General features: G+C 33.6%; 11 protein-coding genes. 3 read left to right on the top strand and 8 right to left on the bottom strand.

Going from position 1 to position 15,847, the window contains the following annotated elements; genetic code table 11:
* Positions 1-33: 33 nt before the first annotated feature.
* Entirely contained in the window at positions 34-912 is an 879-nt protein-coding gene (locus FQU23_RS12650) for a hypothetical protein (protein ID WP_147674143.1), read from the top strand.
* Here FQU23_RS12650 and FQU23_RS12645 read toward each other — a convergent pair.
* Positions 895-4,629, bottom strand: a complete 3,735-nt coding sequence (locus FQU23_RS12645) for a metallophosphoesterase (protein WP_147674142.1) — start codon at positions 4,627-4,629, stop codon at positions 895-897. The two genes, FQU23_RS12650 and FQU23_RS12645, sit on opposite strands and share 18 nt — an antisense overlap.
* 24 nt (positions 4,630-4,653) lie before the next feature.
* Here FQU23_RS12645 and FQU23_RS12640 point away from each other — a divergent pair, with 24 nt between their 5' ends.
* Positions 4,654-5,841 (top strand): Pycsar system effector family protein, encoded by a 1,188-nt coding sequence (locus tag FQU23_RS12640; protein ID WP_147674141.1) that lies wholly within the window; start codon positions 4,654-4,656, stop codon positions 5,839-5,841.
* A 40-nt stretch (positions 5,842-5,881) separates the two neighbouring features.
* On the opposite strand, the gene FQU23_RS12635 is transcribed toward FQU23_RS12640, so the two are convergent.
* The 7 genes from FQU23_RS12635 to FQU23_RS12605 form a co-directional block, all read right to left on the bottom strand.
* Positions 5,882-8,203 (bottom strand): GAF domain-containing protein, encoded by a 2,322-nt coding sequence (locus tag FQU23_RS12635; RefSeq protein WP_147674140.1) that lies wholly within the window; start codon positions 8,201-8,203, stop codon positions 5,882-5,884.
* Positions 8,204-8,531: 328 nt separating this feature from the next.
* Entirely contained in the window at positions 8,532-9,590 is a 1,059-nt protein-coding gene (locus FQU23_RS12630; RefSeq protein WP_132112252.1) for a nucleoid-associated protein, read from the bottom strand.
* 92 nt (positions 9,591-9,682) lie between these two features.
* A complete protein-coding gene (locus FQU23_RS12625; RefSeq protein ID WP_132112303.1) occupies positions 9,683-10,222 on the bottom strand; it encodes an IS1096 element passenger TnpR family protein in 540 nt (179 codons plus the stop codon).
* A 224-nt stretch (positions 10,223-10,446) separates the two neighbouring features.
* Positions 10,447-11,052 (bottom strand): HPP family protein, encoded by a 606-nt coding sequence (locus FQU23_RS12620; protein ID WP_147674139.1) that lies wholly within the window; start codon positions 11,050-11,052, stop codon positions 10,447-10,449.
* A 6-nt stretch (positions 11,053-11,058) separates the two neighbouring features.
* Positions 11,059-12,339 carry a chloride channel protein gene (locus FQU23_RS12615; protein WP_147674138.1) on the bottom strand — a complete coding sequence of 427 codons (1,281 nt, stop codon included), beginning with the start codon at positions 12,337-12,339 and terminating at the stop codon, positions 11,059-11,061.
* Positions 12,340-12,510: 171 nt separating this feature from the next.
* Positions 12,511-12,900 (bottom strand): VOC family protein, encoded by a 390-nt coding sequence (locus FQU23_RS12610; RefSeq protein ID WP_147674137.1) that lies wholly within the window; start codon positions 12,898-12,900, stop codon positions 12,511-12,513.
* Between the two features lie 3 nt (positions 12,901-12,903).
* The gene (locus FQU23_RS12605; RefSeq protein WP_147674136.1) at positions 12,904-13,458 is read right to left on the bottom strand and encodes a sugar O-acetyltransferase; all 555 of its coding nucleotides are present in this window, start codon (positions 13,456-13,458) and stop codon (positions 12,904-12,906) included.
* Positions 13,459-13,661: 203 nt separating this feature from the next.
* Here FQU23_RS12605 and FQU23_RS12600 point away from each other — a divergent pair, with 203 nt between their 5' ends.
* Positions 13,662-15,821 (top strand): TonB-dependent receptor, encoded by a 2,160-nt coding sequence (locus FQU23_RS12600; protein ID WP_147674135.1) that lies wholly within the window; start codon positions 13,662-13,664, stop codon positions 15,819-15,821.
* Positions 15,822-15,847: the final 26 nt, after the last annotated feature.

The raw sequence follows: 15,847 nt of genomic DNA, 5'->3' as shown, positions 1-15,847 counted from the left end.
TTGTTTATTCGTTATCAGATAATTGTTCAAAATATGAGAAATCAAGTATTCATTATATCGTCATTAGTATTGTTATTGTCTTGCCAGCAGGACTCGAATACAATGTCATCGCTTTATGAACTGCCAAAGAAATTAAAAGAAGTTTCGGGCATTGCATATTCACCAGAGGCTAAATTGCTTTGGGTTATTCAAGATAGAGGAAATGCTAATGCAATATATGGCTTAAACGAATCTGGGAAGATCGAAAGCAACATCACGATCCAGAACGCTACAAATATCGATTGGGAAGATATCACAAAAGATAGCAATGGGGATTTGTATGTTGGTGATTTTGGCAATAATGAAAACGCAAGAAAGGATTTGTGTATTTATAAGGTGTCAAAAGATTCTTTGCAAAAGAGTGCGATAAATGCTTCTTATAAAATTTCGTTTGAGTATCCTGAACAAAAGAAGTTTCCACCAAAAAGTAAAGATCTTCTCTATGATGTGGAAGCTTTTTTCGAATATAAAAATAATTTCTACCTCTTCACAAAAAATAGAAGCTCTGGTTTTGATGGGACTACATTGCTATATAAAGTGCCAAACAATGCCGGTTTTCATCAGGCGAAATTACTTGGGAAATTCAAGACTGGAGGCAGCTATAAAAACAACGCAATAACTAGCGCAACAATAAGCCCAGATGGTTCTAAAGTGGTGCTATTATGTCACGGGAAAGTATGGCTTTTTCAAGATTTCACTGGCGATAATTTCTTGTCAGGAAAAGCAAACGAACTTCAACTGAATCATTTTTCGCAAAAAGAAGCCATTTGTTTCAAAGACAATTCAACGCTATTAATAGCGGATGAAAAGGATAAAAAAATAGGCGGCTTCGTTTATGAAACAACTTTAGAAAGACTAAAAACCCAGCCCTAAACCGAAAGTGATACGTCCTTGATCATCGGCACTTTTAAAATAAGTCAACCTAGCCGTGAGGACGTTAAGGCCATTAAGCCAGATTCCGCCTCCAACGGATTGATGCCATTTATTTGAGGTTTCTCCGTCTAGCCAAACTCGACCGTAATCAAAACCACCAAAGACTCCATAGGACATTGGAATAATACTATTCTTAATTTTGCCTATTGAGTAGCGAAGGTCACTACTTTGAAAAAAGGATTGGTCTCCCAGGAAACGCTCGTTTCTAAACCCTCTTAAATCGTAGTCACCACCTAGAGTAGCGCCTTGGTAAAACTCATAATTACTATTCAAGATTGCCTTTCCTTTTAGCAAAGTTGCCAAAACTAATTTTCCATTAGCGTCAACTTTATGGTTGAAATTAAGTTTAGATTCTATAGCAGGGAAATTCTGTTTAAAATCGCTGAGGTTTGTTTTCCAACTTCCACTTATTGAAAAGCCCATTCCCATCGTTGGCAATGATGCATTGTCATAGTTTTCATAGCTGTACTTTATACTCGCTCCAGCATACTGTTGATTATCGAAAACAGCAGGATTTACCATGCTATCAAGAGCTATAAAGCGATTATTGGTGCGCTCTACATCAAAGTTTTCAAAAGAAGTTTGGAAAAGAATTGTGCTTCCGTGAATGCCCACTTTTTTAAGTTGAGGTGCTACTTTGAGTATTCTTATTCGAACTCGATTAAAATCCATTCCGTTTAGCTCATCATTATTAATACGGTTATTTCCATAGCCAAAATAGTTAATAGCAAAATTAGGACTGGTAATTTGGGATTCTAAATTAAAATCCCAATCGCCTACTATCTTAGGTGCATGAAGATCGTATAATAATTCAAAACCGCCTGTAGCAAAATAATAATTTGCTTTAAGATTATGTTTTCGAGTGTATGGATTTTGTTTAAAATAATTGATAGTATAATTAGCAATAATACCAACTTTTATACCATCATCAGGATTAAAACCAAGATTAGGCATGCCTGAAAAAGCATTGTATTTTGGTTTTTTATAATCATAAAGGTTTGTTTCATAATCGTCAGTCAAGAATTTTTTAGTTTTTGAGTCGATATTATAGGTGTTCTCTTTAGATTTAAAATCAATGATTTTAGTGTTATGACCATTTGCAATAGTATAAATATCATGGTTTTGCCCGCCAATTAGTAGGGTGTTTATTCTTGATCTTCGGGTGCCCGTAACTTCAAATTGATCATCATCGTCTAATCCATAAAACCAGAGATTCTTCGTTCTTGAACCGTTGAATAATTTAGTATACATTAATTCATCGCCCTCTTTTTTCATTCGATAAACACTAACTTCAATTTTGTTTTTTGCAACATGATTGATGATAAATTTATCTTTTTTATTGGTCCCTACAATCACAACAGTTTTTTGTAATACGCGATTGTACTCTGTCGCATATTTTACTAATTGTGCTCTTCTTAATTTTAATTTTTGTTTTATTTGAGTAATAGTTTCGTCCTGAACTTCTGTTGGTAAGTTGTCAAATGCTTGGTCAATAGCATCGTCAGAGAGATGATCTTGAATGTATTTTGCCTGCTTAATCCAGTCTTTTTCGGTAGCTTTTTTTAGAAAAGCAAGATCTAAAGGATAAGGCTCTCTATTGAGCCATTTTACATTTTTTATATCCTTTTTAAAAGTTTGCATGTGACGAAGTGCGGGAATATTCATTAGGATAGAAAGTAAAGTTCCATCATATATCGTGAAAGCTTGATCTCTATCGCGAGGAATCGGTTTGTAAAGAACTTGGTCTTTTTTGTTATATTCAGCCCAACGCCATTGGTCGTAATGTCTGTCCCAATCTCCAATAAGCATATCAAATAAACGCGCTTTTATATATTCGCTTTCATCAACAGCATATTTTTCATCTTTTTGTAAGTTATCCAATAAATCTTCGGTACTTATGATATTATCAGGTTTGCCAAAGGATTTTAAGTCTTTTTGACTTTCAGAAGGGCGTTCTTCCACTAAATACAACTCGTCGCCAAAATCAGCATTGAACTCGCCCAATGCTTTTTGTTTTGGAACATAAAACAAAGAGGGATTCGTGTGAAAAACACCAATATGCTCGGCTAAATTACCCACACTCAAAGGTGCATAAGGATGTGCAGTAGTATAAAAATCATATATAAAATCTTCAGCATAGGTATTTTTAAAGTCATTTTCTACATATTGATCTTTGAAGGCAACGCTTTGCAAAAAACGTCCAACACGTTTCTTAACGCCACGCATCACATATTCTTTGCCATTTGGATCAAGTAGTCGCAATGAAATTGATTGATGACCACCACCGGCTCTATCTGGTGATAAACCGCTATAAAGCGTGCCTAAGTTTGCAATTTTAGATTCGATTAAAGTGCCGTAGTATTTTCGATAATGGGTTCCAAAAAGGAAATTATGAAAACTACTTTTGTTGCTCATCTCAGGAGTGTAAACGGAGCTTGTTTTTGTTAATGGGAATTGGTCTGGATAATCCACTTTTATTTTTTCCTTTGGGGAAAGGAGCGTCTTCTTAAAAAGAATTTGGCTATGATTGTTTACTATGCCGTAAAATGAAACTGATGTTTTTCCGTTTTCAAGGATGTCTAATGTAGCATAACCCTTTTCTCCATAGGAGAAATCAGTTGGTTTTATTGCTCTAGCTGCCTGAAATTTAGATCCTGCTCCACTTATGATCTGTTTGATGCCTTGGCTTTCAGTATATTGTAAATTATGGTCGTGACCGCTAACGACCACCACATTATCTTGACCTTGCAAAAGGGTTTTAATGCGTTTTACAAAAGCAGTATATTGTTTATTTTGAATGTCTTGCGGACTAATTCCAGAGGTTTTTCTCAGTAAGTTGATCATCGAGCCTATAACAGGTAAAGGGATTTTTTGTTCTAAAGGGAAAATTTGCTTTTCTAAAGAAAATTGTCCGCCATGACTTCCATTACTCATCAAGGGATGATGCATGGACAATATGATTCGTTTGTCTTTGTTTTTATTTAAGATACTTTCTAGTTCTTCAAAAAAGGCCTCTCTAGTTTTGATAGTACAATTATCATTAATTGTTGGATTTTTATCCCAATCTTCAAGAAACCATTGACTATCAACTGTAATAAGATGTACCTGTTCATTAATTTTAACATCTTCAATCGCGCATCCGTTGCGGGGTAAAAATGATTTTTTATCTCCAATATACTCAGAAACATATTTTTCTTGTCGCTCTAATCCTTCGATACCACTATACCAATCGTGGTTTCCAGGAATAAAAATCGTTTTTCCTTTAAATTCTTTCGAAAGTTGTAATTGATTTATTAATGAATTTTCTGCTAATTGATACTCTTTTTTGTTTTCTTTGTCAGGCATTCCTTTTGGATAAATATTGTCGCCTAGAAATAGGAGCGTAGCATTTTTATCTGATTTTTTTAATTTGTCGTTCAGAGATTTGAGGCTGTTTTTAGAATCACCTTCGGTAACGTAACCGGCATCACCAATTAAATAGAACGTATGGGCTATTTTTGAAGTGTCGATGTCGTTTACGGGAATGGGATTTGTTATATCACTGCCGTATTGAGCATGATAAGTAGCGCAACTTTGTAACAGCAAAACCGTAAGAGTAATGATACAATATTTAAATGTATTTTTTTCGATAAAACCAAAAACCAAAAATAATTTCATAAATTAGGGGATAATTTTTTTAATATGAATCTAACTGAACAGGCCGAACAATTTATTTACAACTTATTCAAAGATAATCTTTCTGAGTCATTTACTTATCATAATTTTAGCCACACCTTAGATGTTGTAAATGCAGTTAAAGAGCTTGCTGATCACGAAAAAGTAAATCAACAAGAAAGCAGCATTTTACAAATTGCCGCCTGGTTTCATGATTCAGGATACATCCATGGATACAAGGATCACGAAAATGTCGGAATCCTTATTGCTTCTAATTTTTTGAAAGAACGCAATATATCAGATGATTATATTCAAAAAGTTTCTGCACTTATCAATGCAACCCAATATGATTATTCGCCTCAAAATATTCTGGAAGAAATTATAAGAGATGCTGATTATTTTCATTTTTCAAGAGAAAATTACCTAATAAGATGTGAATTATTGAGGAATGAATGGGAGAAAACTTTAGATAAAAAATTTACAGATGTTGAATGGGCTAAAGTCAATCTTGAGAAATTATCTGAAAATCATGTTTATTATACTGATTATGCGAAAGCGAATTGGCAAATTCCAAAGGAAAATAATATCGCATTAATCAAAACTATGATTCAAACACTAGGAGCCAACGGAGAAGATCGTGAGGAGGCTTTAAACAAAAAGAAGAAAAAAAAATCGGAAAAATCGGATCGTGGAATAGATACTCTTTTTCGAATCACACTAGGCAATCACACGCGACTAAGTGGAATTGCTGATAGTAAAGCCAATATTTTGCTTTCAGTCAACGCCATCATTATTTCAATAGCCCTGTCCTCATTAATCCCTAAATTAGATAGTGCGCGAAACGCTCATTTAATTTACCCAACTTTTATAATGTTGATGTTTAGTGTGGTATCCATTATTTTCGCCATATTATCTACTCGTCCTAAAATTACCAGCGGCACTTTTACCAGACAAGATATTGAAGATAAGAAAGTGAATTTACTATTCTTTGGTAATTTTTATAAAATGCCATTAGAAGAATACGAATGGGCCGTAAATGAAATGATGAAAGACAGAGAATACTTGTATAACTCCTTAATTAAAGATCTTTATTTTCTAGGTTTAGTATTAGAGAAAAAATATAAATTATTGCGAATTACCTATAATATTTTCATGGTTGGGTTAATAATATCAGTGTTATCGTTTGTAATAGCGTTTAACTGGTCAGTAATCTAATTTTTAGAACTATTCAAGTTGAAATGGTTGGTCGTCTGGATTAAAGGCCATTCGTATTAAGCACCTTAATACGAATGGCCTTTAATCCAGAAACTCCTTGTAGTTCCTCAACATCAAACTGTTCGATTGTAGGTTCAAGAATATTTTTGAACTGTAAAAATTTTATATATTTTAAATATTCCTTTTCCTCATTTCTTTGCGAATAGACAATAGTTATTTTTTCCTGATCGGTTATTCGTTCATTAGTTCCTTTGATATGCGCTTTATCAATTCGTTTTTTAACGACTTCATATCTTGCATTATAAGTTCCATCAACGTCAAATCGCTTTTCGTCCATTCTAAATCGAATAGAAATTGGAGAACTGAAAACTAATATTAAGGAAGTAACTTCCAGTTCATAAGGTAAAATAGACTTGCATCTATGGTGTTCTAACTCCATTTCACATAGTGTTTGTAGCTGCCACAGTCTTAAATTACTCAAATAAATTTTATCAAATGGTTCTTGAGGAGATATGGATGCACCAATGTATAAATTGTGTTCTACGCCGTCAGATTTAAATCTTTCGAAATAATGCGGAAATATTTTTTGAGCTTCTACTTGCGATTTATCTAAAATTGAAGCCATTTTTTTATTGACAATCGCCATCGCATCATCAAACTTTTTTCGAGATTTATAATAGGAACCCGTTTTTGGGTCTATATCTGTGAAATATTTCTTGATTGTTTTCTCTGTAGCTTCATCGACTTTAGATTTAACAATAATAGGATGTATTTCGTTTTGAATATAATTTTGAATTTGCTGTTCCGTATCTGTTTTTAATTCTAAATCTAAATCTTCAAAATAGGAATGCATTTCAAATTTCCGCTGCTCTAAAATAGAGAGATTGGTGTTTTCTTTTAATTTATCAAAAATTTTTAATAACGTTTTCAGTTGGCTTTTTAAATCATCTTTAACCGTTTGATTTCTATGTAAGGAAGAGCTTTTTACGTCAATTTGACCGTATAAAGGATAGACGTCTTTAAATACAATTTCTTTGAAGATGTAATCTTTATTAGGGTTGTAAGTGTGATAGAATTTCTGAGCCTCTTTCTTAAATTTCCAAAATACGCTGGAATGAATTGCCGTATATTCTCTTTGAATTACCGCTTCAATTTGATTTTGTAAATCGTTGTAATAATTGTCCAAAGTATCAACTACATATGGCAATAGCAAGTCAAGATTGATCGCATTGATACTGTTTAGACTTCGCGGATTTGACGAGACTAATTCTAGGATTCCTAATAGTTTATCATTTTTAATGACAGGTGCAAGGATGCAACTTTTTATGTTTTGCTTCAATAAATGTTTTGCAAATTTTTCATTCTTAGCTGTTTTTGCAAATTTTTCTACATTAGAAATAGCATATGTTTTGTTAGTTTTTAAGATAGCATTTATTTCACAATCTAAGAACGCATTTTCACAGGGCAGTTCTTTTTTCTCATAGAGAATAAAGCTGTTTGTCCCAGTGGTAGCATGAGGAGGATTGATAAACATATTTTCCTCTTCGTTGTAAAAAGTAAGCCCTACTCTTAAATCAGGGACTTTAAAAATGGATCTAAAAATGGATTCAAATTTTCTGTCTTTTTCATTATGCTCGCTATTTGCTCTTAAAAGATTAGTTTTCAATTCAGATATTGCACTTTCAATTGTTGCGTCGAATAACGTAACTATCCCGAATCCTTTCATTTCCCAACTCTCGAGTGGGAATTTTTCCTTCCATACGTTTACATCATCATAATTATCCATTAATAAATCAATATCCTCAGGACTTAATTCTATAGCTTTTTCGGTGGGTGAGATTTTTATAAAATCGGCATTGTATAGAATTCTATAATGTTTTGTGATTCCGTTTTTATCTGGAATATCATAAAATAGAGGTTTACTTATTATAAAATCCTTTTTGTAGTAGGCGTTCAATACTAAAATACAAGACATGACAAAGAATTGATCTTTATCGAAATCTCTAATGGTCAGATCAAAAGTACCACCAGCGTCATCTAGTATTCGCTGGAATCTATTAGTAAAATTAAAAATGATATTGTGAAAAGGTATTGTTACTGCTTTGATTTCATTATCAGAAAGGGCATTAGGAAACAGGTTTGATAATAAATTCGATAATAAATTTTCATTTTTTGTAATTAGATTTAAATCTTCGATACCCGTTTTTAACTCAGGTATTTTATTAATATCCTGAAGTAATGCCTTTGCTTGCAATGATAGGTAATCATTATCTGATAAGGCTGTCTTTTCTAATGATTCAATAAGTTGGTCAAAAGAAATTACATTTTTTAGCGGACTATCCTCAAATAAATTATAATTCATTAAATGAAATGTTTAGAATGTAAAAATACGAATAAACTCATGTAGTTTAGGGAAAATAAAGCTTTTTATAGAAATATAATCTCAATTTCGACAAAATAATAATGGAGCTTTCAGCTAACTTTTGGAGGATAATTTAATGTCCAGAAACAGTTAGTTTTACTTTGTATACAAACGACACATATTGTAGTTGGAGTAATATTTATTTCGAATAAGTTACATTTCTCTTGACTTTGCCTTTTATAAAAATACCCGCAAAAAGCGAGACACTTTCTGGGGGTATTTTATATTTTAACTAGATTACTTTGAAAAGTAAAAGAAGGTAATATCCTTATGATTTTTCTTCTTTATTGAAGTAAACTAAATAGTAGTACATCTGTTTTTCTTCGTCCCAACCTTTTTCAACATATTTTTCAGCACTTTCAGGATTGATAAAATCCATTTTTATTTGAATGTGTGTATCTAAGTTGATTACATTTTTTATGGATTTACGAGCATCTGAAACGGCTGCATTAGCAATAGGGAAAGAAGTAATATCTTCGATACTGTATTTTTCTCCTTTATCTACTTTGTAATTCTTAAATTCTGGAATTAAGTCTGGATTGTCTAAAACTTCATTCAAGAATTCAGTCTCTTCAAATTCATCATTTTTAGCAAAGTAATTCACAGAACGGTTCATGAACATCACTTCTTCTTTCTTATCTTCGGCAGGAAAAACTACATCTTTAGCAAAGCCTTGACAGAATTTTAGGTATTTTTTGGTGATGAAATTTTCGTCTTCAAATGCATCCACAGAAAGGAAATGTTCTAGCCAATATCTTGCATCATAGCGGTTGCTATCCACAGTTAGAATCTTATATCCTTCTTCTTTTTTATGATTAAAAATGATACAACCTTTGTCTAGTTTACTTAAGTTTATACCTTGTTGCAAGATCATTTCAAGATGCGTTCCTTTTTCTTCAAATTGTAAAAAATCAGCTTGTAGCTCACTTTTAAAAATCCCAATCGCATCAACAACGTTATTATCGATATTTACATTTGTTAAATAAGTAACATACACCTCTCCGTTTTTGATATGTGGATGATTGGATTGCTCAAATAAATGTCGTGTGATATTCTTTGAATTTTCGTGTAAACTTGCTGGATTTTCAAAAATTTCAGAAGCAAATTTATACATATCATTGTAGTCTAAATCGACTTCATGCGCAAACTGGAAATAGTTTTCTTCTTTTTCTCTAAAAGGTTTTAAGAAAAACTCTTTTATAAGTGGCACAATTTCATCTTGAAGACTAAACGGTTGCTCCGATAGAAAAATAGCTTCATTACGACTTTTGTTCCCAACACGGTGGATAGAAAGCGTCTCAATATGAGTGTTGAATAAATTGATCATTTTTTATTTTATTTTTTTAGATGAAAGAGCCAAGATTATAGACTCTAGAGAAGTCTTTAATCTTGGCTCTTGATTCTTATTTTTTTACTATGTTAGTTCCAGTTTTCTTCAAAACCGAAATCCTCAAAACTGTCGTCTCCTTCAAACATGTCTAAATCATCTTCGTCTAATCCGTCTTCATAATCATTTGCATAATCATCGGCATTATCAGCTTCAAAGTTTTTTTCCATTGCTTCGTCAGGCATTTCACCATGAGAAAATAGCGTTTCAGGATATAAATTTCCAGCAACTTGTTCTTCAACAGCAGCTAGTTCAACTAAGAATGTCCACATATTAATGAAGTCATATACATAGATGATTTTTGTGTTTTCAGCATCTAATAAGTCCGATAATTGGTAGGAACTCATCGTTTTTTGCTCTCCAAGAACATCACCACTATCAAAAAGTGAAATTTCATCTTCTTGATTCCAGGTTTCATCACAAGTATAGAATGAAGCCACTTCCATGCCGTCGAAACCAAAGGAATTGAAAATAGCGTTGTGTAAATCTTCTAAAGTGTCCTCTGCAAGAATTGCAATGTCTCTAAATATATCTTCTTCTGCATCTAGAATTACTCTGAATTTGTAAACCATCATCTTTGTTTTTATTGAATGGTCAAAGGTAAAATATAATTTTATATTTCATCCCGAACTTTCGAAACAGATTCTAGATTTGTTGATAAAATTTTTGCTTACATATTTACGACGAGCAAAATAAATTATGTAGAAGTCTGTTCTTTTATTCGAAAAATAAAATGGATTGTACTATTTTTATTTTTCGAATAAAAGGAAAGTACTCACATTTAGTAGTAGTAGTTCTATTTTAATGTTTTTCCAAAGGTTTTATGGACTCTCTTTCTGAATTTGTGGTATTTTTTATGATTTGGATAATACCTTTTTGAAGTCAGGTTGTTAAAAAGTAAGGCTACGATCAAAAGAATTAGAACACCACTTAATACAGGGGAAATTACATACCAATATCCCAGATTTTTTATTTCTGCTGATCCTGTTACCGCTATTAAAGCGGTCGCACCACCAGGAGGGTGTAGTGTCTTTGTTAATTGCATAACCACAATTGATATGGAAACGGAAAGTGATGCTGTTAACCACATGATGTCAGGAGCAAACTTAGCTACCGTAACCCCTACAATTGCAGATAAAACATGGCCGCCAACTAAATTGCGGGGCTGTGCCAATGGACTCTGAATAACTCCGTATACCAATACCGCCGACGCACCAAAGGAACCGATGAGATACACAACATCAGAATGTGGAAGTGTTTGTGACTGCATAAATGCAATAATACCAATTCCGATAAAAGAACCTAAAAAAGCCCAAAAGTGCTCTTGAGAATCAACTAGGGTTTCTTTGTACAGAACGTATTTAGTTTTGCGATACCCTCTTTTTATTTTTTGAATTGCCATAGATATTTATTTCGCTAGAGTAGGTGAAAAAGTATAAACGGTATAAGGATAAATCATTTTGGCAGTATATTTTGAAATTAGGCACACTACTAAAATAGGAACAAATAAAGTGTAATTATTGATTAAGCCACAAACCAGAAAAAGGGCAGTAAAAGGAGCATGAATACTGGCGCTCAAAACGGCGGCCATACCAATGATTACAAAGTTTATCGGAATTACATTAGCGTTAAAATAAGTATTCAAGGTTAACGAAAGTAAAAGTCCTAGAAAAGCACCGATGAAAAGACTTGGTGCAAAAACGCCGCCGTCACCGCCAGAAGCTAGCGTTGCTGAAGTAACAATGGGTTTTAAAAGTAAAATTCCTATATAGCTTAGCGCAAGTGCAAAGGTTAATACAATTTCATTTGGACGAAGAAAAATCTCTTTGATTGCATGGTACCCTTCGCCATAAAGTTGCGGAAATATAAGTAAGGAAATCCCTAAAATTAACGAGCCTAAAATGATTTTAAAGTGGGGCGTTTTTATCTTAGAAAATTGGGATTTAAAAAGTAACACACTTCGCGTTAGATAAACTGAATTTAAACCAGCCAAAATCCCTAAAAGAACAAAATAAGGAATGGCTTGTAAATGCCAGGTGGTAATTAACACATTAAATAATGGTTTTTCATCGAGAATAACGATGAGCCCAAAAGCAATTGACACGGCAATTAGATTTGTTAGTATGAATGCTCGAGATACTTTTTTAGAAATAACTTCCAAGGCAAAAAGGATTCCGGCAATAGGACTACTGAAAAGCGCTGTAATTCCTGCTGCTATTCCAGCACAAATTAGTTCGGTTTTATATTGTCTGAAAACATTTTGTTTTCGCTGGGCAACGGCACCAATAGTAGCAGATGCGACTACAGTCGAAACTTCAATTCCGGTCGAACCTCCAAAAATAACAGTAAGCAATCCATTGATGAAATGGGATGGTATTTTATAACTAGGTAGGTTCTTAGATTTAGAATTTGTACTCTCGAATATTTCTTTGATTCCTTTGTTTTCTTTTTTCTTAAATAGATATTCACGCAGAAAATAGATTACCGACAAACTAAAAACTGGAAAAATAATATAGAATATTGGGTTGTTATCGGCTTGATGAAAAAATATTTCCTCATAATATTCGGTTATTGTTTTCAAAACAACGCCCAAGAAGGCAGCAAGAAAACCAATTAGAATAGAAACAATTATTAATTTTTGGAATTTAATTAATTTGTAGTTTTTTTTAATCTGAGCTGTTTTGTTCATTGCAATAGGTAAAAAGAGCTTTTTTTAAGGAGCAGTAAGACTGCTAAAAGAAGCTTTTATATGATTGATGCAAAATTAAACAAAGTTAGAATGACTTGAATCATAAAATAGTTGTGAATTTTTATTTTTATGATTTCATTGTGAATTGCTCTTCAGAATTTAGAAAAAGATTTATTTCTCGTAAAATTCTATCGGTAAATCATCAGGATCAGCAATAAAGAAAAATTGTTTCCCTGTGTACTCGTCTTTTCGTATTATTTCTGCTGAGATATTACTTTGCAGTAAAAATACTCGTGTTTGTTCTATATCGTTCACCTCAAAAGCCAAGTGACGCAAACCGCTAGATTCAGGGCGAGAAGGCCTTTTGGGCGGATTAGGAAAGGAAAATAGTTCTACAATATAAGTTCCGTTTAGAGCCAGGTCTAGCTTGTACGACTGTCTTTCTTCACGGTAAACCTCCTGAATAATGGTGAGGCCTAAAATTTGAGTGTAAAAGTTTTTCGACCTTACATAATCAGAACAAATTATGGCAATGTGGTGTACTTTGTTTAAGGCTAACATATACTATTGATTTAATTTTCGAATTACTTTTGCGGGATTTCCCACTGCTAATGAATTCTCAGGGATGTCTTTAGTAACAACAGATCCCGCACCAATCACGGATCCTTTGCCAATGGTGATTCCGGGGCAAATAACGGTGTTTCCGCCAATCCAGCAATCGTCGCCAATTGTTATTGGTAAGGCATTTTCCAATGTTTTTCTTAATTCGGCATCGAGTGGGTGAGTAGCAGTGTACAATTGAACTCCCGGTGCAAAAAACACATTGGAACCAATAGTAACTTTGGCACAATCTAAAACCACACAGTTTACATTGAAATAAACATCGTCGCCACAATGAATGTTGTAACCATAATCACAGTGAAATGGCGGTTCTATGTAGAGATTTGCTCCCGCATTCGGGATGAGTTCTTTAATTATTTCCCGTGCTTTTTTTGTGATTCTGTATTCCGTTATATTCAATCTATGGAGCAGGTTTTTAGATTTTCGTCTGTCTTTTACTAAAACTGAATCTCCAGCCAAATAATATTCTCCAGCAATCATTTTTTCTTTTTCGGTCATTTTATTCGATTCTTCAAAAGTTGTTTTGTTGTTTTTTGGGTATACACTTCACAAAGCGGCTTAGTAAGTTATTACGATTGGATGTAAATATAACTGAAAATTAAAAATGACTACAACTCATCCATGAAATTTGACAGTTCAGTTAACTTAAATTTAATAATACTTAGAATCAAAATACATTTGGTTTATCAAAATCAAACCAAATGAAAACTATTTTTACATGTATTATATTGTTTTTTGCCGTAAACTCATTTGCCCAAACGATCCTATCAGGTAGAACCGTCGATCAAAAAGGGAAACCAATTACAGGCGTGAATATCTATATCGAAGGCAGCTATGATGGTGCTACTACGAATGAAAATGGCGAGTTTTTGTTTGTAACGACTTTGACAGGAAACCAAGTTTTAGTGGCTAGTTTTCTAATTTATGAAACAACAAAAACGCCAATTGATGTGGCTAATTTTCATGCTAAAACAATCATTTTAAAAGAATATACAAATACACTTGACACGGTAGTAATTTCGGCGGGTACTATGGAGAGTGGCGATAAAGCCCGCGTTTCGGTTTTAAAACCATTAGATATTGTCACAACTGCAGGTTCGGCAGGGAATATAATTGCCGCTTTACAAACGTTGCCAGGTACGCAAACTGTAGGCGAGGATGGAAGGCTCTTTGTGCGTGGTGGCGAGGCTAATGAAACTCAAACTTTTGTTGACGGCATTCGTGTCGCGCAACCGTATGGCGCTAGCACAAATAATTTACCTACAAGAGGGCGGTTTTCTCCCTTTTTGTTTAGTGGAATCGCTTTTTCAACCGGAGGATATTCAGCCGAATATGGCGAAGCACTGTCCAGTGTTTTACTTTTAAATACGGAAGACGAACCAGATCAAAATAAAGCAGATGTTTCTTTAATGGCTGTTGGTCTTGGCCTTGGTAACACACAAAAATGGGATAAAAGTTCATTGAGCGTTAATGCTTCTTACATTAACTTAGCGCCGTATCAGGCGCTAGTCCCTCAAAATGTGGAGTGGAACAGTCCGTTTCAATCTTTGTCAGGAGAAACAGTATATCGGTATAAATTTAGTACTGGACTTCTGAAGTTGTATGCTGCGTTCGATTCTTCAAAATTTGATATTTGTCAAGAAAATATAAACGCTGTAGCAAAAACTAGAGTAGATTTAAACAATAATAACTTCTATTTCAATACCTCTTATAAAGGTGATTTTGGTAATGATTGGCAAGTTGTAACTGGAATGAGTTATGGATATAGTAAAAATAGAATCACATTAGATTTGGATAATGTGAATAATGAGGAAAATGCGGCTCATTTGAAATTAAAATTAAAGAAAAACTTTTCGAACCGATTTAAATTGTCTTTTGGAGCAGATTATTTTACAACTCAATTTAATGAAAGTTTTACTGCTAATTTAGGACCAACATTAAATAATGGCTACAATTCCAATATTGCAGCGGCTTATACAGAAGCAGATGTTTTTTTATTCAAAAAAATTGCAGCAAAAATAGGTTTGAGAGCATCTCATAACGACTTGCTGGAGGAGACAACTTTTTCGCCCAGGATTTCAATGGGATATAAAGTATCAAAAAATAGTCAGTTTTCTTTAGCTTATGGCGATTTTACGCAAAGTCCAAATGCAGCTTATATCAAGTATTCTAAATACCATGAGTTTGAAAGTGAGAAAGCGTCCCATTATATTTTGAATTATCAGTACAGCGTAGACGGGAAAACATTTAGAGCCGAGGCATATTACAAAGACTATAGCAATTTAGTGAAGTATGTCAGCGCTACAGCGGAGTACAATTCAAATTACAATAATAATGGTTCGGCGTACGCCAAAGGTTTGGATCTATTTTGGCGCGATGGGAAAACCATTAAAAACTTAGAATACTGGATTTCCTATTCCTATATTGATACAAAAAGAGATTACAAGAACTATCCAACGCCTGTGACGCCAAGCTTTGTTTCTGATCACAGCTTGTCTGTCGTTACTAAATATTTCATAACAGACTGGCGGTCTCAAGTGGGTTTTACAAATTCCTTTAGTTCTGGGCGTCCTTATAATAATCCCAATGAAACCCAGTTTATGAATGGAAAAACAAAGGCTTACAATAGTTTGAGTTTTAATTGGGCCTATTTAATTAGCCAGCAAAAAATTCTGTATTTCTCGGTTTCGAATGTGTTAGGGACTCAAAATGTTTACGGTTATGACTATGCAAATACGGCTGATTCAAACGGTTTTTATAAAAGAAAGGAAATTACACCTACTGCCGATCGTTTTTTCTTTGTCGGATTCTTTTGGACGATCAGCAAAGGCAAGAAAGACAATCAGTTGAAGAATCTTTAGTTAGTCCTAAAGGTTGTAAAGTCTTA

This window comes from Flavobacterium sp. XN-5 (assembly GCF_008033395.2).
Classification (GTDB): domain Bacteria; phylum Bacteroidota; class Bacteroidia; order Flavobacteriales; family Flavobacteriaceae; genus Flavobacterium; species Flavobacterium hiemivividum.
This window is presented reverse-complemented; position numbering and strand designations above follow the sequence as displayed.